Annotated in this window: 20 protein-coding genes; 13 read left to right on the top strand and 7 right to left on the bottom strand. The window is 73.4% G+C overall.

Going from position 1 to position 19,888, the window contains the following annotated elements; genetic code table 11:
- The first annotated feature begins 103 nt into the window (after nucleotides 1-103).
- The 3 genes from AB0J67_RS19610 to AB0J67_RS19620 all read left to right on the top strand — a co-directional run bounded on the left by AB0J67_RS19610 (nucleotide 104) and on the right by AB0J67_RS19620 (nucleotide 3,565).
- Nucleotides 104-1,129 carry a 3-isopropylmalate dehydrogenase gene (locus tag AB0J67_RS19610; protein ID WP_363484480.1) on the top strand — a complete coding sequence of 342 codons (1,026 nt, stop codon included), beginning with the start codon at nucleotides 104-106 and terminating at the stop codon, nucleotides 1,127-1,129.
- Between the two features lie 135 nt (nucleotides 1,130-1,264).
- Nucleotides 1,265-2,359, top strand: a complete 1,095-nt coding sequence (locus AB0J67_RS19615) for a branched-chain amino acid aminotransferase (RefSeq protein ID WP_363484404.1) — start codon at nucleotides 1,265-1,267, stop codon at nucleotides 2,357-2,359.
- A 222-nt stretch (nucleotides 2,360-2,581) separates the two neighbouring features.
- Nucleotides 2,582-3,565: a type IV toxin-antitoxin system AbiEi family antitoxin domain-containing protein gene (locus tag AB0J67_RS19620; protein WP_363484406.1), complete on the top strand. Its 984-nt coding sequence runs from the start codon at nucleotides 2,582-2,584 to the stop codon at nucleotides 3,563-3,565.
- 324 nt (nucleotides 3,566-3,889) lie between these two features.
- On the opposite strand, the gene AB0J67_RS19625 is transcribed toward AB0J67_RS19620, so the two are convergent.
- On the bottom strand, nucleotides 3,890-4,612 hold the full coding sequence (locus AB0J67_RS19625; protein WP_363484409.1) for a bifunctional DNA primase/polymerase: 723 nt from the start codon (nucleotides 4,610-4,612) through the stop codon (nucleotides 3,890-3,892).
- A gap of 261 nt (nucleotides 4,613-4,873) precedes the next feature.
- On the opposite strand from AB0J67_RS19625, the gene AB0J67_RS19630 reads away from it, so the two are divergent.
- The 5 genes from AB0J67_RS19630 (at nucleotide 4,874) to AB0J67_RS19650 (ending at nucleotide 9,674) form a co-directional block, all read left to right on the top strand.
- Complete coding sequence (locus AB0J67_RS19630; RefSeq protein WP_363484412.1) at nucleotides 4,874-6,100, top strand: helix-turn-helix domain-containing protein; 1,227 nt, start codon at nucleotides 4,874-4,876, stop codon at nucleotides 6,098-6,100.
- A 46-nt stretch (nucleotides 6,101-6,146) separates the two neighbouring features.
- On the top strand, nucleotides 6,147-6,713 hold the full coding sequence (locus AB0J67_RS19635; protein ID WP_363484415.1) for a flavoprotein: 567 nt from the start codon (nucleotides 6,147-6,149) through the stop codon (nucleotides 6,711-6,713).
- A 73-nt stretch (nucleotides 6,714-6,786) separates the two neighbouring features.
- A complete protein-coding gene (locus AB0J67_RS19640; RefSeq protein ID WP_363484483.1) occupies nucleotides 6,787-7,611 on the top strand; it encodes a Nif3-like dinuclear metal center hexameric protein in 825 nt (274 codons plus the stop codon).
- 45 nt (nucleotides 7,612-7,656) lie between these two features.
- Complete coding sequence (locus tag AB0J67_RS19645) at nucleotides 7,657-8,397, top strand: C4-type zinc ribbon domain-containing protein (protein ID WP_363484418.1); 741 nt, start codon at nucleotides 7,657-7,659, stop codon at nucleotides 8,395-8,397.
- Nucleotides 8,394-9,674, top strand: a complete 1,281-nt coding sequence (locus tag AB0J67_RS19650; protein ID WP_363484421.1) for a bifunctional RNase H/acid phosphatase — start codon at nucleotides 8,394-8,396, stop codon at nucleotides 9,672-9,674. Before AB0J67_RS19645 ends, AB0J67_RS19650 begins: the two co-directional genes overlap by 4 nt.
- A 118-nt stretch (nucleotides 9,675-9,792) precedes the next feature.
- Here the strand turns inward: AB0J67_RS19650 and AB0J67_RS19655 are convergent, their stop codons facing one another.
- Together AB0J67_RS19655 and AB0J67_RS19660 are read right to left on the bottom strand one after the other, a co-directional pair.
- The gene (locus AB0J67_RS19655) at nucleotides 9,793-11,196 is read right to left on the bottom strand and encodes an RNB domain-containing ribonuclease (RefSeq protein ID WP_363484424.1); all 1,404 of its coding nucleotides are present in this window, start codon (nucleotides 11,194-11,196) and stop codon (nucleotides 9,793-9,795) included.
- 51 nt (nucleotides 11,197-11,247) lie between these two features.
- The gene (locus tag AB0J67_RS19660; protein ID WP_363484427.1) at nucleotides 11,248-11,709 is read right to left on the bottom strand and encodes a hypothetical protein; all 462 of its coding nucleotides are present in this window, start codon (nucleotides 11,707-11,709) and stop codon (nucleotides 11,248-11,250) included.
- Between AB0J67_RS19660 and AB0J67_RS19665 the strand changes: the two genes are divergently transcribed.
- Nucleotides 11,675-12,475, top strand: coding sequence for a hypothetical protein (locus tag AB0J67_RS19665; protein WP_363484430.1), 801 nt, complete (start codon nucleotides 11,675-11,677; stop codon nucleotides 12,473-12,475). The two genes, AB0J67_RS19660 and AB0J67_RS19665, sit on opposite strands and share 35 nt — an antisense overlap.
- A gap of 178 nt (nucleotides 12,476-12,653) precedes the next feature.
- Here AB0J67_RS19665 and AB0J67_RS19670 read toward each other — a convergent pair whose 3' ends face one another.
- The 4 genes from AB0J67_RS19670 to AB0J67_RS19685 form a co-directional block, all read right to left on the bottom strand.
- Nucleotides 12,654-13,151, bottom strand: a complete 498-nt coding sequence (locus tag AB0J67_RS19670; RefSeq protein ID WP_363484433.1) for a tyrosine protein phosphatase — start codon at nucleotides 13,149-13,151, stop codon at nucleotides 12,654-12,656.
- 125 nt (nucleotides 13,152-13,276) lie between these two features.
- Nucleotides 13,277-14,248 carry a cation diffusion facilitator family transporter gene (locus tag AB0J67_RS19675; protein WP_363484436.1) on the bottom strand — a complete coding sequence of 324 codons (972 nt, stop codon included), beginning with the start codon at nucleotides 14,246-14,248 and terminating at the stop codon, nucleotides 13,277-13,279.
- A 65-nt stretch (nucleotides 14,249-14,313) separates the two neighbouring features.
- On the bottom strand, nucleotides 14,314-14,814 hold the full coding sequence (locus AB0J67_RS19680) for a DUF1877 family protein (protein WP_363484439.1): 501 nt from the start codon (nucleotides 14,812-14,814) through the stop codon (nucleotides 14,314-14,316).
- Nucleotides 14,815-14,817: 3 nt separating this feature from the next.
- Nucleotides 14,818-15,342, bottom strand: coding sequence for a hypothetical protein (locus AB0J67_RS19685; RefSeq protein WP_363484442.1), 525 nt, complete (start codon nucleotides 15,340-15,342; stop codon nucleotides 14,818-14,820).
- 82 nt (nucleotides 15,343-15,424) lie between these two features.
- Here AB0J67_RS19685 and AB0J67_RS19690 point away from each other — a divergent pair, with 82 nt between their 5' ends.
- From AB0J67_RS19690 to AB0J67_RS19705, 4 genes are all read left to right on the top strand, one after another.
- Entirely contained in the window at nucleotides 15,425-16,273 is an 849-nt protein-coding gene (locus AB0J67_RS19690; protein WP_363484445.1) for a hypothetical protein, read from the top strand.
- 75 nt (nucleotides 16,274-16,348) lie between these two features.
- A complete protein-coding gene (locus AB0J67_RS19695; RefSeq protein WP_363484448.1) occupies nucleotides 16,349-16,873 on the top strand; it encodes a PadR family transcriptional regulator in 525 nt (174 codons plus the stop codon).
- On the top strand, nucleotides 16,870-17,565 hold the full coding sequence (locus AB0J67_RS19700; protein WP_363484451.1) for an ABC transporter ATP-binding protein: 696 nt from the start codon (nucleotides 16,870-16,872) through the stop codon (nucleotides 17,563-17,565). Before AB0J67_RS19695 ends, AB0J67_RS19700 begins: the two co-directional genes overlap by 4 nt.
- Nucleotides 17,562-19,880 carry an FtsX-like permease family protein gene (locus AB0J67_RS19705; RefSeq protein WP_363484454.1) on the top strand — a complete coding sequence of 773 codons (2,319 nt, stop codon included), beginning with the start codon at nucleotides 17,562-17,564 and terminating at the stop codon, nucleotides 19,878-19,880. The genes AB0J67_RS19700 and AB0J67_RS19705 overlap by 4 nt, the downstream gene beginning before the upstream one ends.
- Nucleotides 19,881-19,888 lie beyond the last annotated feature (8 nt).

Genomic DNA, 19,888 nt, shown 5'->3' on the forward strand with positions numbered 1-19,888 from the left:
GCGCCGGCCGTCCACATGATGGAACGGGTGTACCGTTGGGTGGGAGCGGGGCTTAACGTTCGGTAGAACAGTGGACATGGTTGTTGCTGAGGAGCGGGCTGGCATGCGCATCGCGGTCGTGGCAGGGGACGGGATCGGCGCCGAGGTGGTGGCCGAGGGCCTCAAGGTGCTCGACGCCGTGCTGCCGGGTGTGGAGACCACGCCCTACGACCTCGGCGCGGCGCGGTATCACCGGACGGGTGAGGTGTTCCCGGACTCGGTGCGTGACGAGCTGGCCCAGCACGACGCGATCCTGCTCGGTGCGGTCGGCGACCCCAGCGTGCCGCCGGGCGTGCTGGAGCGGGGTCTGCTGCTGAAGCTGCGCTTCGACTTCGACCAGTACGTCAACCTTCGCCCGTCGCGGCTGTGGCCGAACACGTCCGGCCCGCTGGCCGGGGTGAAGCCGGGCGAGATCGACTTCGTGGTGGTGCGCGAGGGCACCGAGGGCCTGTACGCGGGCGCCGGTGGCGGCCTGCACCGGGGCACCCCGGCCGAGATCGCCACCGAGGAGAGCCTGAACACCCGCCACGGGGTGGAGCGCGTGATCCGGGACGCCTTCGAGCGGGCCGGCCGGCGCACCCGCCGCAAGGTCACCATGGTGCACAAGACCAACGTGCTGACCCACGCCGGCGGCCTGTGGGCGCGCACCTTCGCCGAGGTGGCCAAGGAGTTCCCGGACATCGCCACGGAGTATCAGCACGTCGACGCGGCCGCCATGTTCATGGTGACCAACCCGCAGCGCTACGACGTGGTCGTCACCGACAACCTGTTCGGCGACATCCTGACCGACATCGCGGCCGCCGTCACCGGCGGCATCGGCCTGGCCGCGAGCGGCTGCATCAACCCGACCCGGGCATTCCCGTCGATGTTTGAGCCGGTGCACGGCTCCGCTCCGGACATCGCGGGCCAGGGCAAGGCCGACCCGGTGGCGGCCATCCTCTCGGTGGCGCTGTGCCTGGAGCACCTGGGCCACGCCGACGAGGCCCGCAAGATCGAGGAGGCCGTCGCGGCCGAGCTCTCCGGGCGCACCGGTGAGCCGATCCGCACCGCCGAGGTCGGCGACCGGGTTTCCGTACTCGTATCCGCATGACCGCAGGACCCCCGGTCCGCGCGGTGGCCGGGGGTGGATGCGCACAAACTGCCCAAGGCCATCGGCCGGGCTGGGGATGAACGTTCGTTAGAGGTAAGTTTTCCCCAGATCCCCGACCGATGGAGGGCAGCGCGCATGAGCGGCGGTGGCACGATCGACTTCGAGATCCGTCCGAGTTCGCAGCCGGTATCGGCCACGGAGCGCGAGGCGCTGCTGGCCAATCCCGGCTTCGGCAGGGTCTTCACCGATCACATGGTGACCATCCGGTACGCCGAGGGCAAAGGCTGGTACGACGCGCGCGTCGAGGCGCGGGCACCGATCCCGATGGACCCGGCGACCGCGGTACTGCACTACGCCCAGGAGATCTTCGAAGGCCTGAAGGCGTACCACCGCGCCGACGGCGGCACGGGCCTGTTCCGCGCCGACGCGAACGCGCGCCGCTTCGCCCAGTCGGCGCAGCGCATGGCCATGGCACCGCTGCCGGAGGAGCTGTTCCTGAGCTCCATCCGCGAGCTGGTCACCATCGACCGCCAGTGGATCCCGACCAGCACCGAGGGCAGCCTGTATCTGCGGCCGTTCCAGTACGCCAGCGAGGTCTTCCTCGGCGTGCGCCCGGCCCGGGAGTACCTCTACTGCCTGATCGCCTCGCCGGTCGGCCCGTACTTCGCGGGCGGCCTCAAGCCGGTCAGCATCTGGGTCTCCGACGAGTACACCCGGGCGGCGCCCGGCGGCACCGGCGCGGCCAAGTGCGGCGGCAACTACGCCGCCTCGCTGCTGGCCCAGGCGCAGGCCGCCGACAACGGCTGCGACCAGGTCGTCTACCTCGATGCCGTCGAGCGCAAGTGGGTCGACGAGCTGGGCGGCATGAACGTCTTCTTCGTCCGCGCCGACGGCTCGATGTTCACCCCCGAGCTCAACGGCTCGATCCTGCCCGGCATCACCCGCGACTCGGTCATCACGCTCGCCCGCGAGCAGGGCCGCCACGTCGAGGAGCGCCCGGTCAGCATCGACGAGTGGCGCGACGGCGCCCGCAGCGGCGAGATCGTGGAGACCTTCGCCTGCGGCACCGCCGCGGTGCTCACCCCCATCGGCACCGTCCGCGGCGTCGACGGCGAGTTCAAGCTCGGCGACGGCGGCACCGGCCCGGTCACCGCCGCCCTGCGCGAGACCCTCGTCGGCATCCAGTTCGGCCGCGTCCCCGACCCCCACAACTGGACCACCACCCTCTAGCTCCGAAAGGAAGGGCACCTTCTTAACGCTATGCGTGGTAGAAGGTGCCCTTCTTAACGTCTCCTGTTCCTGAGCTGGGCCGCCGTGGTCCGGGCCGCCGGGCAGGGGGCGGCATACCAGATCATCGTGGCGCGGCGGCGGTTGTCCACAAGCGCCCCGTCGTCCACAGGAACGCGCCGCGCTCGATTGCCGGGCGGCGTCACGGTGGCGACGCTGCGGCGCATGACTTCGGAAGCCTTCGCCGCGCTGGACGAGACGGCACACGCCCAGCTCCGGTTGCTGACCCGTGCGCAGGTGCTCCAGGCCGGGCACAGCGACATGCTGATCTACCGCCGCATCCGCTCGGGCCGCTGGCAGCGGGTGCTGTCCGGCGTGTACTGCATCGACGGCGGCCCGCTGACGGTCGAGCAGCGGCGGGTGGCCGGCGCGCTGTACGCGGGACCCGACGCCCAGCTCACCGGCCAGTCGGCGCTGGCCTGGCACGGCTTCTGCACCCTCCCCGCCACCGACGAGGTGCACCTGCTGGTGCCGCACGAGACGCGGTGCCGGTCCAACGGGTTCGCCGTGGTCAAGCGGTCGATGGCGCTCGACGGCAACGCCCGCCGGGCGGCGCTCTACCGGCTGACCAGCCCTGCCCGCGCGGTGGTCGACGCGTGTCGAGAGCTGCGCGAGCTGCGTACCGTGCGAGCGGTGGTCGCGGAGGCGGTGCAGCGATTCCGGGTGCCGCCGCGGGTGCTCGACGAGGAGGTCCGGCGGGCGGCCAGGAGCCGGACCGCGCTGGTGCGCAGGGCGCTGGCCGAGATCGCCGGCGGGGCACGCTCGGCGCCCGAAGCGCAGGCGCGGGCGGTGCTCGAAGCCAGTCCGCAGCTCCGGGGCCGGGTGCTGTGGAATCCGCGCCTCGCCCTGGCCGACGGGACGGCGCTGCCCACGCCCGACGGCTACCTACCGGACGTGGGGCTGGCGATCGAAGTCGACTCCCGTGAGTTCCACCTGAGTCCCGAGGACTGGGCGCGCTCGCTGGAACGGCACAACATCCTTGGCAGGTACGGCGTGCAGGTCCTGCACTTCGTTCCCTCGTTCGTGGCAGGTCAGCCGGACGAGGTACGCAGGATCGTCGAGGAGGCGGCGTCCCGGAGAGCGGGGGTGGTCACCGGCGTCCGGGTGACATTGGACGGTGGTTCGCCGCTCTTCAGGGAAAGGCGTTAAGAAGGTGCCCTTCCTCTACGCATAGCGTTAAGAAGGTGCCCTTCCTTCGCGGGGTCAGCGGGTGGGGCGGTGGGTGCTGGTGGGTCGGGATCCCGAAGGGCGGGAGCCGTGGGGACGCGCGCCCGAGGGCCGGGTGCCTGCCCAGCGCGCTGCTGCTGTCGATCGTATGACCCCGAATTGGGACTCGACGTGCGACAGGTGCCGTTCTAGGTTGTCAGGTGCCATGTCGGACCTCCTCGATACCTCGTTCAACGACCGCGCTGCCGGGCGGTCGCTGCCCGGCGCGTGTCGCCGGGCGGGTTCGAGGGGTGGTGGGTCCGCTGGTCAGACGGCTCGGCGCAGGGTCGGCGTGGGCTTGAGCGCCACCGGCCGGGACAGCGCGGCCGGAGCCAGCCGGCGCCGGGCGTTGACGGGCAGGTCGAGGAACGCGGCGTCCAGCGCCACGAGCGCCCGGACGAGGGCGGCCTGCATCTGGTCGGGATCGGGCAGCTGCCAGCCGACCCGCTGCGGGGACACCTGCCAGCGCAGCGGACCCTCGGGCAGCACCGTCGGCGGCGCGGGGATCCAGGAGCCGAGCGAGTGGTACACCACGTCGCTGCGGTGGTCCAGTTCGGGCGCGAGCGTGCCGCCGGAGCGCATGAGGAACATCCAGCGGCCGGCGGCGGTGACCGCGACCGGTCCGCGGACGCGCCCGGCCGAGGTGGCCACGCCGGGCCCGGTGGGCGGGCCGCACACGGCGCGGGCGCCCAGGAGCGCGGGCACCTCGATGACGTCGAAGGCGCGGCCGGCGGGCAGCAGCACCGCGTGCGGGCGCTCACTCCACCACTCGTCCAGCTGCGCACCGGCGGTGCTCGACCGGGCCTGCCAGTCGTCGTACAGCGGGTGGCCGCTGCTGGCGAGGCAGTCCGCCCGGTCGCAGGCCATGCGGCGGCCGTTGAAATATCCGCCCGGCGTGACCGCCCAGCCGTGGTCGGCGTACCGCTGTGCCGCCAGGCGCAGCCGACGTCGTAACAGGCCTTTGCCGAACGGCGCCTGTGGCCACCGCATGAGTCCGCCCCCCACTTCCGGGTTACGCCGGCGGCGCTCAGAGATCGACATCCACTGTTGCCGTCACCATCGCCGCGCGCTCTCGTTACATCGACATCAGTCCAGTAGTGAACGTCTGAATGCATTGCTCGTCTGGATGCATGTCCACTGAATGCATTGTCCAACTGCAACTTGCATCTGAAGATACGAGTGTCGGACCGGATGTGGGCGCACAGACTGTGCGACTCGGTCAGACCGACCCGATGAGGGGAGGGCTGTGAGATGGACGAGCTGCCGATCGGGCGCCGGGTGTCGTACTGGCGCAACCGCCGGAAGATGTCGCAGCAGGTCTTCGCCGACCGCCTGGGCAAGTCGAAGAGCTGGGTGGACAAGGTCGAGCGCGGGGTGCGCCGGCTGGACAAGTTCTCCGTCGTCTATGAGATCGCCGACGTGCTCCAGCTCGACGTCCAGCTGCTGCTGGGCAAGGACCCGGAGCGCCGGCCCGACAGCATGAACTGCATCGACCAGATCGAGGTCGCCGAGATCCGGTCCGCGCTGGAGCGCTACGACCAGATCAGCGCGTTCTTCTACGCCGCGCCCGAGCCGCCGCCGATCGCGGAGATGCGCAAGGCCGCGCTGCACGCCTGGCAGACCTGGGAGCACGGGCGCTACGGGGTGCTCGCCCGCGCGCTGCCGAGGCTGCTGCGCGATGCCCAGGCCGCCGACACCGCGTACGCCGGCACGGACGAGTCGCGCGAGGCGGCGCACCTGCTCGGCCAGGTGTACCAGCTCGCCTCGTCGGTGCTGCGCAAGCTGGGCGAGCTCGACCTGAGCTGGCTGGCCGCGGACCGTTCCATCGCCGTCTCCCAGCGCGCGGGCGACCAGCTGCTGGCCGGGGTGGCCACCACGCGCGTCGCGAACGCGCTGCGGGCGCTGGGCCGGCACCGGGCGGCGCTCGAGGTCAACGTGAACATCGCCAACCGGCTGTGCCCGAGCGGCCCGGACACCACCGAGGACCGGCTGTCGGTGTACGGCTTCCTGCTACTGCAGGGCGCGATGGCCGCCTCCTGCATCGGCGACAGCGCGACCATGCGCGACCTACTCACGGGTGCCCAGGACGCGGCGGCCGGGCTGGGCGGCGACAAGAACCACTACTGGACCAGCTTCGGGCCGACCAACGTGCAGGTGCACCGCGCCGCGGCCGCGGTCGAGCTGGGCGAGGGCGGCCAGGCGATCTCCATCCACGAGGGCCTGGACCCGGCGGCGTTCAACGCGCTGCTGCCCGAGCGCCGGGCCCACCACTACCTCGACATGGCGCGCGGCTTCGCCCAGGTGGGCGACGTGGAGCGGGCGGGGGAGATGCTGCTGGAGGGCGATCTGCTCGCGCCCGCCGAGATCCGCTGCCGCCCGATCGCGCACGAGGTGCTCAGCGACGTGCTGCGGCGCACCCGTGGCACGCCTTCGGCGGCGCTGGCGGAGCTGGCCGAGCAGATGGGGGTGGGGGTGTGAGCGCCCCGGCCGCCACGCCGCGCCGCCGCGGCGACCGGGAGGCGGCATGACCGCCGCCGCCCGGACCGGCGCAAGGCCGGTGCTGTACGCGATCGCCTGCGGTTCGCCGGTCGCCCGTGACGTCGGGCTGCTGGTCACGCTCGCGCAGGAGCGGGGGTACGACGTCTGCGTGGTGGTCAGCCCCGACGGCCGCAAGTTCGTCGACGTGCCGTCGCTGGCCGCCCAGACCGGGCACCCGGTGCGCAGCACGTTCAAGAACCCCGGCGACCCGGACGTGCTGCCGTCCCCGGACGTGCTGGTCGTCGCCCCGGCGACGGTCAACACGGTGAACAAGTGGGGCGCCGGCATCGCCGACACGCTGGCCCTGGGCCTGCTCGTGGAGAGCCAGGGCAAGGGCCTGCCGATCGTGGCGGTGCCGTACACCAACGAGGCGATGGCGCGGCACCCCGCGTTCGGCGAGAACATCACCCGCCTGCAGGGCTGGGGCATCACCGTGCTGTACGGCGACGACGTGCTCAAACTGCCCGCGCCCGGCGAGGGCGACGCCTACCGCCACGAGTTCCCCTGGTCGCTGGCGGTGGACGCCGCCGTGCGGGTCTGCCCGCCCGCCTGAGGGGGTTCGGCGGCTCCCAGGGGCCGGGCGCCGACCGAGCTGGCGCGGGCGCCGTGGGCACAGGCACTAATCTATTCGGGTGACCTGGACTGTCGCGTCGTTCACGCAGTTGCTGGAGGCCGAGTTCCCGCCGCGCTGGGCGGAGCCGTGGGACCGGGTGGGCCTGGTGACCGGGCGGCCCGAGCAGCCGGTGACCCGGGTGCTGGCGGTGGTCGACGTGCTGCCGCAGACCGTCGCCGAGGCGCTCGACACCGGCGCCGACATGATCATCGCGCATCACCCGCTGCTGCTCAGCGGGGTATCGTCGGTCGCCGCCACGACGTACCAGGGCCGCGTGATCCACGATCTGATCGGCAACGGCGTCGCGCTGTACGTCGCGCACACCAACGCCGACGTGGCGCGCCCCGGCGTCAGCGACGCGCTCGCCGACGCGCTCGGCCTGGTGGACACCCGCCCGCTGCGCCCCACCGAGGACGGCCGCGGGTTCGGGCGCGTCGGCCGCCTGCCCGCGCCGCTCACCCTCGGCGAGTTCGCGCACCTCGCCGCGGCCGGGCTGCCGGTCGCCGGCTGGGGCGTACGGGTCGCGGGCGACCCGGCCCGGCCCGTCGCCACGGTCGCGGTGTGCGGCGGCTCGGGCGACGAGTTCATCCCCGACGCGGTGGCGGCCGGGGTCGACGTCTACCTGACCGGGGACCTCAAGCACCACCGGGTCGCCGACGTGCTGGCCGCGGCCGGGCCCGCGCTGGTCGACGCGGGTCACTACGCCACCGAGCGGCCGTGGCTGACACCCCTGGCCGCCTGGCTGCGCGCACAGACCGGACTTGAGATCATCGTCTCCGACACGGCCACCGATCCGTTCCGGTTCCACGCCTGCGCGACACTTGACCCTGTCGCCTGAGCGCGCCGCCACGACGCAGACAACCGCAGAGAGAAGGAGTGCCGAATGAAGGCCGACCCGAAGGATCAGCAGCGGTTGCTCGACCTGCAGGCGATCGACACCACGCTGCAGCAGCTGGCGCACCGCCGCAAGAGCCTGCCGGAGCTCGCCGAGCTGGACGTGCTGGGTAAGGCGATCAGCCGGCTGGAGGACGAGCGGGTGCGCGCCGAGGTGGAAGTAGACGACCTGGACCGCGACATCACGAAGCTGGAGCGCGAGGTCGACTCGGTGCGCCAGCGGCGCGTCAAGGACCAGCAGCGGCTCGACGACGGGCGGCTGCCCGCGCGGGAGCTGACCGCGCTGGAGCACGAGATCGGCTCGCTCAACCGGCGGCAGTCGGAGCTGGAGGACGCCGAGCTGGAGCTGATGGAGAAGCGGGAGACGGCGCAGGCCACACTCGACGGCGTCGACGAGAAGATCTCCGTCGCCCGGGAGAAGCGCATCGCCGCCGAGAACCGCCGCGACGACGCGCTGACCGAGATCGCCCGCGAGATCGAGTGGAAGCAGGCGGCGCGCCGTCCGCTCGCCGGCGACCTGCCCGCCGACCTGGTCCAGCTGTACGAGAAGATCCGCGAGCAGTCCGGCGGCCTGGGCGCCGCGCTGGTGCAGCACGGCCGGTGCGGCGGCTGCCGCCTGGAGCTGTTCGGCGCGGACCGCAACCGGGTGAAGGCGGCCCCGCCGGACGAGGTCGTCCGGTGCGAGGAGTGCCGGCGCATCATGGTCCGCACCGCCGAGTCGGGCCTGTGAGCGTGGTGCGGGTCATCGTCGAGGCCGACGGCGGCGCCCGGGGCAACCCCGGCCCGGCCGGGTACGGCGCGGTCGTGCGCGACCCGGAGACCGGCGACGTGCTCGCCGAGCGCAACGGCGCCCTCGGGGTGACCACCAACAACGTCGCCGAGTACCGGGGGCTCATCGCCGGGCTGGAGGCCGCCGCCGAGCTGGGCGCGGCCCAGGTCGAGGCGCGGATGGACTCCAAGCTGGTGGTCGAGCAGATGTCCGGCCGCTGGCAGATCAAGCACCCGGGGCTGCGCCCGCTGGCCGCCGAGGTCGCGGCGCTGGTGCGCCGGTTCGACCGGGTCACCTACACGTGGATCCCGCGTGAGCGCAACCGCGCCGCCGACGCGCTGGCCAACGCCGCGATGGACGCCGCGGCCGGCCGGGGTGGCACGGTCGTCGCGACCATCTCCGACAGCTTCGGCGCCGACGAGGCCGACGAGCCCGCGCAGGTCGAGACCGGTGGGACGGGCCGGGCCGCCCGGGCCGAGACGGCGGCCACGGACCGCGCCGGACGGGCGGAGACCGCGGCGACGGGCCGGGCGGGCACCGCGGCGACGGGCGCGGCCGCGCGGGCCGAGACCGCCGCGACGGGCCGGCCCGCCCGCGAGGACTGGGCGCCGCGGACGTCCCCGGCGACCCGCCTGGTGCTGGTGCGCCACGGCGAGACCGAGCTGACCGCGCAGAAGCGCTACTCGGGCCGCGGTGACGTGCCGCTGTCGGCGGCGGGGCAGAAGCAGGCCGCTGCGGCCGCCGTGCGCGTCGCGGCCATGCGGCCCGACCGCGTGATCACCTCGCCGCTGGCCCGCTGCCGCGCCACCGCGGCGGCGATCGCCGAGGCCGCGGGAGGGGTGCCGGTGACGGTCGAGAAGGACCTCATCGAGTGCGACTTCGGCGCGTGGGAGGGGCTGACCTTCGGCGACGTGCGCGAGCGCTACCCGGCCGAGCTGGACGCGTGGCTGGCCTCGACGTCGGTCGCCCCGCCCAAGGGCGAGTCGTTCCAGCAGGTCGCCAAGCGGGTGCGCGGCGCCATGGGCCGGCTCCAGCAGGCATACGAAGGCCAGACGGTCGTCCTCGTCTCGCACGTCTCGCCGATCAAGCTGATCCTGCGCGACGCGCTGGCCGCCGGGGACGCGTTCCTCTTCCGGCTGCTGCTCGACCCGACGGGCATCTCGATCGTGGATGTGTGGCCCGACGGCGGCGTCTCGGTGCGGACCGTCAACGACACCTCCCACCTCGCCGAGAGCTGAGCGGCCCCGGCACAGGCTGTGTCCTGCGCGGCCGACAACTTCTGGGTTGTCTCGACAACCCAGAAGTTGTCGCGCAGAACGGCACCACGCCCGGCCCGGCCGGACGTCCGCCCGCGCATCAGGCGAGGGTGAAGCGGACCAGGCGTTTGGCGGGGTCGGCGGTGGTGAGGCGGACGGTGACGCGGTCGCCGGCGGTCAGCTGGCCGTCGCAGCGGGCGCGGACGGCGGGCTCGTCCAGGGCCACGGTGCCGCCGGGCTTGCCGTGGTTGGTGTCGAGCACCACGGCCGGGAACGTCTCGCCGATCCGCCCGGCGAGCACGGTCGCCTCGACCAGATCGACCGCGCCGCGCTCGGCCGCCGAGGCGACCCGGTCGGTGCCCGACATGACCGCGGGCAGCTTCGGCAGCGCCGCGGCGGCCCACAGGGGCACCTCCCGGCCCTCGTACAGGGCCAGGCAGACCTCGGTGACGTAGCGGTCGGCCAGCCGCCGCAGCGGGGCCGTCACGTGGGCGTACGTGTCCGCGACGGCGCTGTGCCGCGGGTCGGCCGGCAGCTCGCCGGCGAAGGCGGTGTACCCGGCGCCGCGCAGCAGCTCGGCGGCCTCGTCGACGAAGGCGGCCGCGCGGGGGTCGGCGGGGTCGAGCGCGGCGAGCACCTGGCCGACGGTCATCCCGTCCGGCCAGTTCACGCCCAGCCCGCCGGCGGCCACGCGCAGCCGGGCCACGGCCTCCGGGTCCGGCGGCGGCATGGTGCGCAGCAGGCCGATCTTCCCGGCCAGCATGATCCCGGCCGCGGCCCGGCCGGTGAGCAGGGAGATCTGGGCGTTCCACTCCTCGGCGGGCAGCGGTGCGCGCAGGGTCAGCCGCCAGCTGCCGTCGTGCCGCTCGATCTCCTGGTCGGGCATGGGCAGGTTGATCGCGCCCCGCTCCAGGCCCCGCGCGATGAGCAGCCGGCCCAGCTCGGGCAGCAGCGCGATCGCCTCGGTGAGCCGCCCGGCGTCCACATCGGCCTGCACACCCTCGTAGGCGAGCTTGGCGCGGCTGCGTACGCGCGCCCGCTCCAGGTGGACCGCGGTGGTGTCACCTGCCTCGTTCACGTCGATCGTCCACACGACCGCGGCCCGGTCCACGCCGGGCAGCAGGCTGGCCGCGCCCTCGCTGAGCACGGCCGGATGCAGCGGCACCTTGCTGTCGGGCAGGTACACCGTCTGCCCGCGGCGCCACGTCTCGGCCTCCAGCGGGCTGTCCGGGGCCACGTACGCGGCGACGTCGGCGATCGCGTAGTGCACGCGGTAGCCGCCGTCCGTGCGGAACAGGCACACGGCCTGGTCGAGGTCGCGCGAGCCGGGCGGGTCGATGGTGACGAAGGGCAGCTCGGTGCGGTCGACGCCGGGCAGCTTCACCTCGACGGCGGCCGCCTCGGCCTGCGCCTGCGCCGCGGGCGGGAAGCCTTCCGGCAGCTCCAGCTCGCGGCGCAGGGCGGCGAAGTCGATCGCCTCGACGTGCAGTCGGCGGTAGGCCATTGGTCATTCTTACCAGGTGCCCGCCCGCCGCGGCGGGGTCCGTCCGGCCGCCTACCGCCTGGCCGTCCTGGTGGCCTTCTTCAGCACGGTCTTGCGTACCGTCGACCTGCGGGCGGGCGCGGACTTCGCCGCCGTCCGGCGCGCGGGTGACGTGCTGCGGGCCATCACTGCCTTGCGCATCGGCGTCTTGCGGGCCGAGGTGGTCCGCTTCGCGGTCGCGCCCACCTTCTTGACCGCGGCCGTCTTGCGGGCGGCTGCCGTGGTTCTGGCAGGCGACGCCTTCTTGGCGGCCGTCTTCTTGGCCGCGGTGGTCTTCTTGGCGGTCGCCGACTTGCGCGCGGTGGTGGTCTTCTTCGCGGCGGTGCTCTTGCGGGCGGTGGTGGTCTTCCGGGCCGCCGTGGTCTTGCGGGCCGCCGTGGCGCTGCGCGCGGTGGTGGCCTTCTTCGCCGGTGCCTTCTTGGCGGTGGTCTTCTTCGCCGTGGTGGTCTTGCGGGCCGGCGCGGCCTTCCGCATCGGCGTCGTCTTCTTCGTGGCCGTGGTCTTCCTGGCGGTCGCCTTCTTCGCGGCGGTCTTCTTCACCGCGGCGGTGACCTTCCTGACGCCGGTGGCGCGGGCGGCGGCCGTGGTCTTCTTCGCGGTCGCGCGCGCGGTCGTCGTCGTCTTCTTCGCCGCCGTCGACTTCGTGGCCGGCGAGGTCTTCCTGGCCGCCGTCGACTTCGCGGCCGGCGAGGTCTTCCTGGCGGTGGTCTTCTTCGCCGTGGTGGTCTTGCGGGCCGTCGTGGTCTTCTTGGCCGGCGCCGTCTTCTTCGCGGCCGTGGTCTTCTTGGCGGTGGTCGACTTGGCGGCCGTGGTCTTCCTCGCGGTGGTCGTCTTCGCGGCCGTGGTCTTCCTGGCAGTGGTCGACTTCGCGGCCGTGGTCTTCTTCGCGGCGGTCGACTTCGCGGCCGGCGAGGTCTTCTTCGCGGTGGTCGTCTTCTTCGCGGCAGTGGTCTTCTTCGCGGTCGCGCGGGCGGTCGTCGTCTTCTTCGCCGCGGTCGACTTCGTGGCCGGCGAGGTCTTCTTCGCCGTCGTCTTCCGGGCGGGCGACGTCTTCTTGGCGGCCGCGGCCTTCTTCGCCGCGGCCGGCCGGCTCGGGGCCTTCTTGGCCACGGCCTTCTTGGCAGCGGCCTTCTTGACTGGGGCCTTCTTCGCTGCGGCCTTGGCTACGGCCATCGCTAGTCCTCCTCACGGATCACGTCCTGCCGGACACGTCTCCGGCGGAACCGTGGAACGGCCGTGATGCGGTGCCATGTCCGCGCACTGCTGCTCCAGACATCACTGTGCGCCGCAAAAGGAACATGTGCTGGCTAAATCCGTAAAAAAGTCAAATTGCTATGACCGCCGATGTGACCGCTCCACAGTGCACGTATCGCGGCATCGCCTGCGCCATCGCCTTTTGCGGCACGCGGGGCCCGTGTCTACCGGGGAGCAGACGTCTCGGCCAGCCGCGCCAGAATCGCCCGCTGCGCCTCGGTCTCCGGCACCGGAAAGCCCCGTGCCGCACCGATCCTGGCGATCGCGTCCGCCGCCGTGGCGCCCAGCCGGACGAGCACGCCGCCCGCGACCACCGTGGCCCGTCCGATCCCGCCGAAGCAGTGCGCCAGCACGAACCGCCCTGCGGTGACCTGTGCCGCGAGCCGCGCGGTCAGCTCCTGGTAGGCCGCGAAGTCCGGCACCCCCAGGTCGGGGATGGGAAACGGCGTGAAGTCCATGCCCGCGGCCCGCACCGCCTGCTCCTCAGCACGCAGGTCGAGGCGGTCGTACTCGGGTCCGGTGAGCGCGGAGACGACGGTGTCCACACCCATGCGGCGCAGCCGGGCCATGTCGTCGTCGAGCCAGTCCCCGCCCGCGGGCCGCGGCATCACCGCGATCCGCCCCGGCGCGGGCCAGTCGACGAGGTACGGCACGGAGAACACCCCGCGATTATGCCGTCTCCCCGTCCCGCCTCACGGGTTCGGGAGACTGCGCGAAAGCGGAGGTCGTTTGAGCGGTTTCCCCGAAACTGCGGCCGGACACCGCATCGCCCGAGGCGGCGCCGTGGTCACGCCGGGCGGTACGTCGCGCCGTGCGGGTCGGCGCAGTGCGCGGCGGCGATCGCGGCCGGGCTGTCGTGCTCGTCGGTGTGGTCCACCTGCAGCGTGGTGTGGTCGATGTGGTGCCGCGCGCGCAGCAGCTCCTCCACGGCCCGGCGCACCGCGTGGCAGTCCCCGCCGCGCTGCACCAGGATGTGCGCCGACAGCGCCGGATAGCTCGACGTCACCTGCCACACGTGCAGGTCGTGCACCTCCACCACCCCCGGCACGCAGGCCAGCTCGGTGCCGAGCGCGTCCGGGTCCACGCCAGCCGGGGCCGCCTCCAGCAGGATCCGGCCCGACGCGCCGAGCAGGCCCACCCCCGCCTTCACCATCAGCGCCACCACCACCAGCGAGGCGATGCCGTCGGCGCGGTCGAAACCGGTCAGCAGCACCACGAGACCGGCCACCGCGGTCGCGATGAAGGCGAACAGGTCGTTGAGGATGTGCTGGAACGCGCCCTCCACGTTGAGGCTGGTGCGGTTGGCCCGCGACAGGCACCAGACCGCCCCGAGGTTGACCGCGATGCCGGCCAGCGCGGTGACCAGCACCGCGCCGCCCGCGACGGCCTCCGGATGCAGCAGCCGCTGCACCGACTCGTACCCCAGCCAGGCGGCCAGCAGCAGCAGCGTGATGCCGTTGGCCTGCGCCGAGAGGATCTCCGCGCGTTTCAGCCCGTACGTGTAGCCGCCGCGCGGCGGCCGCGCGGCAAGCCGCATGGCGATCAGCGCCAGCACGATGGCGGCGGCGTCGGTGAGCATGTGCGCGGCGTCGGAGAGCAGGGCCAGTGAGCGGGCCAGGATGCCCACCACGACCTCGACGGCCATGAAGCCGACGATCAGGGCGAGCGCGATGCTGAGCCAGCGGCGGTCCGCGTCGGCGGTGACGCCGTGCCCGTGGGAGTGTCCGTGCGAGTGGTCGTGCCCGTGTCCGGTGCCCATCAGCGCACCCCCTCGGCTCCGACGCAGGCCAGCAGCACCCGTCGATCCTACAGCGGGGCCGGGTCTCAGCCGACCAGCACCTTCACGACCGCCTCGCCCGCGTCGGCGGCCCGGTGGTAGAACGCGGTCAGCGCCCGCGCGTGCCCGGCCAGGTGCGCGGCCCGCCGCTCGTCCCACGGGTGCGGCGAGTAGCCGCGCAGCACCGCGGCGAGCTCCGTCTCCCGCCGGGCGATCCACTCCGCGGGCTGCGCGTTCGCCAGGTACGCCGACACGGCGCGCACCTCGTCCGGTGCGAGCAGCCCGATCTCGTCGTCGCCGGCCGCGTCGACCGGATACCAGCCGCCGCCCGACACCACCAGCCCCGCGACCTCGTCGCCGGGGTCGGCGCCCGCGAACAGCACCTCCAGCAGCAGGTAGTCCTCGGCCACGGCGACCACGGTGCCGTCGGCCAGCGCCGCCTCGTGGCCCTCGGCGCCGAACACCGGCACCCGCTCCCACAGGCTGCGCTGCGCGTACGCGAAGTCGGTCGCGGGCACCCGGTGCCAGTACATGTCCACGCCGGTCACGTCTCAGACCTTCGCCTTCGCCGGGCTCTGCGAGCGCTGTGCCGGGGCCTTGGCCTTCTCGGCGCCCACGCCCCACTTGTCGAGGTCGAACCGGAACCAGCCGCCCTTGACGTCGCGGCCGCTGCCCAGCGCCAGCACCGCGCGGATCTTCGCGTTCTGCTTGCCGTACACCTTCAGCAACTCGGCGACGTCGGTGACCGGTACCGTCCAGGTCGCCGAGTGGTGACCCTCCACCTTGTACGGCAGCTCGGGTCCCTTGCGGCTCTGGCCGCCCACCATGTGCCGCCCGCGCAGGCCCTTCACCTCGAACTCGCAGGTCACCACCTGCACCGCGCCCAGCGTCCCGTTCGTCACCGTGGTGGCGATCAGGAACTCCTTGGCGTCACCGGGCCCGAAGTTGTTGATGTGGTAGAGCCGCGCCCTCGGGCGCACCCGCGTGCGCCGGAAGCCGGCCAGCGCGACGGCCAGGCTGGCGAGGGCGATCAGGACACCGGCGAGCGCGAGCATCCGGGCAGGGGTATCGGACACGGGGTGACTATGGCACAAGACCGGCCGGGGGCGGAACCTGCGTACACCGTGCTGTGGACGGCCGCCGCCTCGTTGGTCAGGCGTGAGACTGGACATCCCGGCATCCCGGCTGCTGCGCCTGCTGTTGTGGAGCGTCGCCGCGATCCACCTGCTGAGCCTCGGGTTCACGATCGTGTACCACGGCTTCGGGGTGTACGACCTGATCCCGTACTGGGGCCGGATCGTCAAGTTCTTCTACGTCGACAAGGAGCAGAACCTGCCGACCTGGTTCTCCAGCGGCATCCTGTTCCTCGCCGCGCTGCTGCTGTGGCGGGTCGGCGCGGCGGTGGCGGCGTCCGGCGGCCGCCACCGGTGGCACTGGCGGGCGCTGGCGGCCGTCTTCACGGTGCTGTCGCTGGACGAGTTCTCCCAGTTCCACGAGCTGGGGGCGCAGTCCGACGTGCTCGACGCGGGCGGCGCGTCCTACCTGTCCTGGCTGGTCCTGGCGGCCCCGCTGGTGCTGGCCCTGGGCCTGGCATACCTGCGCCCGCTGCTGCGCCTGCCCGCCCGGATACGCTGGCTCATGCTCGCCTCGGCCGCCCTCTACCTGGGCGGTGCCGCCGGGATCGAGGTCCTCGGCGCGTTCACCGGTCGCGAGAACATCGGTTTCACGCCCGGCTGGGCGTCCATGGGCTACGTGCTGGCCGCCTCCGCCGAGGAGCTCTGCGAGATGCTCGGCGTCACCCTCTTCGTGTACGCCGTCGCCGTCCACCTCCAGGATCTGGAAAGAACGGGCACCTTCGTCGGCGCGCGTCAGCGTGACGAGCAGCCGCTCGGCACCGCGTCCGGAGCGCAGGGGAGCCCTGTCGACGCTCGCGCGGCCGAGCCCTCCCGGCGGCGGACGCCGTCGCCGGCGCGCCAGTCGGACACCGCTGCGACCAGGCACGACTGACACGGACCGACGCCGTCGGACGGAGGTCGCGTCGCGTATACACAAGGTGTATACACGATGTGTATAGTCGCACTCATGTCACTCGGCCAGATGCTGCTCGGGCTCCTCGAGGCGGGCCCCCGGCACGGATACGACCTCAAGCACAGCTACGACGAGCGGTTCGGCCAGGGACGGCCGCTGCACTACGGGCAGGTCTACTCGACGCTGGCCCGGCTGCTGCGGCACGGCCTCGTGGAGGTCGAGGCCGTGGAGCCCGGCGAGGGCCCGGACCGCAAGCGCTACGCGATCACCGACGCCGGGGTGACCGACGTGGCACAGTGGCTGGCCCGGCCCGAGAAGCCGGAGCTGTACCTGCAGAACGTGCTCTACGCCAAGGTGGTGCTGGCGCTGCTCACCGGCCGGCCCGCCGCCGACCTGCTGGACGTGCAGCGGGCCGAGCACCTGAAGCTGATGCGCGAGCTGACCCGCCGCCGCGACGGCGGCGACCTGGCCGACCAGATGGTGTGCGACTTCGCGCTGTTCCACCTGGAGGCCGACCTGCGCTGGCTGGAGCTGACCGCGGCCCGGCTGGACGAGCTGGCCGAGCGGGTGCGCTCGTGAGCGCCGCGGCACCGGCCGAGCCGCTGCTCGTGGCGACCGGCGTGCACAAGTCGTTCGGGCCGACGCCCGCGCTGCGCGGCGCCTCGCTGGCGGTCGACGCGGGCGAGGTGGTCGCGGTCATGGGGCCGTCCGGGTCCGGCAAGTCCACGCTGCTGCACTGCGTCGCCGGTGTCATCCGCCCGGACGACGGCGTGGTCGGCTATCGCGGGCGCGACCTGGTGCTGATGTCCGACCGGGAGCGCAGCGCCCTGCGCCGGGGCGAGTTCGGGTTCGTGTTCCAGTTCGGCCAGCTCGTGCCGGAGCTGACCTGCCTGGAGAACGTCGCGCTGCCGCTGCGGCTGAACGGGATGCGGTGGGCGGAGGCCGGCCGCCGGGCTGCGGACTGGCTGGCGCGGCTGGAGGTCGCCGACGTGGCCGGTCAGCGACCGGGCGAGGTCTCCGGCGGGCAGGGGCAGCGGGTGGCGGTGGCCCGGGCGCTGGTCACCGAGCCGCGCGTGCTGTTCGCCGACGAGCCGACCGGCGCGCTCGACTCGCTCAACGGCGAGCGGGTGATGCGGCTGCTCATCGGCATGGCTCGGGACCGCGGGGTGGCCGTCGTGCTGGTCACCCACGAGCCGCGGGTGGCGGCGTACGCCGACCGCGAGGTGGTGGTGCGCGACGGGCGCACCCGGGATCTGGCGGTGGCGGCATGACCCGGTTCTGGCGCGACCTGGCCCTCGGCGTCCGGCTGGCGACGTCCGGCGGGCGGGAGGGCCGGCTGCGGCTGCTGCTGACCGCCGTCGGGGTCGGCCTGGGCGTCGTGCTGCTCATCGCCGCCACCGCGATGCCGGCCGCCGTCGACAGCCGGCGCCTGCGCATGGAGGCCGCCGAGCTGGGCCAGTCGGCGGAACCCCCGGCCAGGTCCGCGCACACGCTGCTGGTGCAGCGCTGGCAGACCGAGTTCCGGGAACGCAGCGTGTTCGGGCTGGTGGTCGAGCCGGAAGGGCCGGCGGCTCCGGTGCCGCCGGGCCTGACCGCGCTGCCCCGGCCGGGGGAGATGTTCGTCTCGCCCGCCCTGCGCCGGCTGCTGGACTCCCCGGAGGGCGCGCTGCTGCGCCCCCGGCTGCCGTACCAGGTCGTCGGCGTCATCGGCGAGGACGGCCTGTCCGGGCCGAGTGAGCACAGGCTCTACATCGGGGGGTCCGGACTGGCCGCCGCCGATGACGCCGAGCGCATCACCCACTTCGGCAACCCCGGCCACGAGCCCCCGTTCCGCCCCATCCAGCTGCTGCTGATCCTGATCATCTTCGTGGTGCTGCTGCTGCCGATCGCGGTGTTCATCGTGGCCGCCGTCCGGTTCGGCGGAGAGCAGCGCGACCGGCGGCTGGCGGCGCTGCGGCTGGCCGGCGCGGACGCCCGGATGACCCAGCGCATCGCGGCCGGCGAGGTGCTGGCCGCCACCGGGCTGGGCCTGCTCCTCGGGCTGCTGCTGTTCTTCGGCGCCCGGCCCTGGATCGACCACGTCTCGGCGTACGGCTTCGACGCTTTCGGCAGCGACCTGCGGCCCTCGCCCCTGCTGCTGGCGGCGCTGCTGGTGGCGGTGCCCGCGACGGCGGTGGGCGTGGCGCTGCTGGCGATGCGCCGGGTGGTCGTCGAGCCGCTGGGGGTGGTGCGCCGGGCGGCTGCCCGGCGACGCCGGCTGTGGTGGCGGCTGGTCGCCCCGGCCGCGGGCTTGGCGCTGGTCTACCCGCTCGCGGGCCAGGCGGCCGGCGCCACCGGGGAGATCGACGAACTCCGGGTGGCAGCCGGCGCGGCGGCGCTGCTGATCGGGGTCACCGCCCTGCTGCCCTGGCTGGTCGAGGCGGTGGTGCGGCGGCTCGGCCGCGGCCCGGTCGCCTGGCAGCTGGCGGTGCGCCGGTTGCAGGCCGACAGCGGCACCTCCGCCCGGGTGGTCAACGGCATGGCGGTGGCGGTGGCCGGGGCGATCGCGCTGCAGATGCTCTACTCCGCGGCGCAGGTGCAGGACGCCGTCCGGACCGGGCAGGACCCCCGCCGGGCCCAGGCGCTGGTCTCCGGCTTCGCGGCCACTCCCGAGGTGGTGCCGTCGCTGGCCGTGGTCCGGGGCGTACGCGCCGCAGCGGCCGTCACCACCACGATGGCGCGGCCCGCCGGCGAGCCCGCCACCGGCGGTGGACCGGACCAGCCCATGGTTGTGTACCAGGTCGGTGTCGGCGACTGCGCCTCGCTCGCCGAGCTGGCCGAGCTCGACCGGTGCGCCGACGGCGACGTGTTCCGCACCACCGGCGCGCCCGATGCCGCCGTGCCGCCACCCGGGACCAGGCTGGCGTTCGGCATCCAGCCGGAGGAGACCGTCCACTGGACGGTGCCCGCCGACGCCCCCGAGGTGCCCGCGCGGATCGACCCGACCGGCAACCACACCCGGGGCGTGCTGCTCACCCCCGCCGCGGCGGCCGCCGCGGGGCTGCCGCCGGTGCTGCGGTACGACATGACCACCGTCTACCTCCAGCTCGACCCGGCGGAGCCGGACGCGATCGAGCACGTCCGCAACACGGTCCTCGCCTCCTGGCCGCACGGTCGCGTGCAGCAGCTGCGGGAGACCGCCGAGACCGAACGGTTCACCGTGATCCGGCGCGCCCTGTCCGCCGGGGCCCTCGTGGTGCTCGGGCTGATCGGCGTCAGCATGGTGGTGGCCATGCTGGAGCAGCTGCACGAACGGCGCCGGCTGCTCGCCGTGCTGGCCGCGTTCGGCACGCGGCGGGCCACGCTGGCCTGGTCGGTGCTCTGGCAGACCGCCATCCCGGTGCTGCTGGGGTTGGTGCTGGCCGTGCTCACCGGCGTCGGGCTGGGGGTGCTGCTGCTGCGGATGACCGGCACCACGGTCCACCTGGACTGGTCGTCGGTCGGTGGCATGGCGGCCGCCGGGGCCGGGCTGATCCTGCTGGTCACCGCACTCACCATGCCCGCCCTGTGGCGCCTGATGCGCGCGGACGGGCTGCGTACCGAATGACCTACCGG

The organism is Catellatospora sp. NPDC049609, from assembly GCF_040675365.1.
In the GTDB taxonomy this organism is placed as follows: Bacteria; Actinomycetota; Actinomycetes; order Mycobacteriales; family Micromonosporaceae; genus Catellatospora.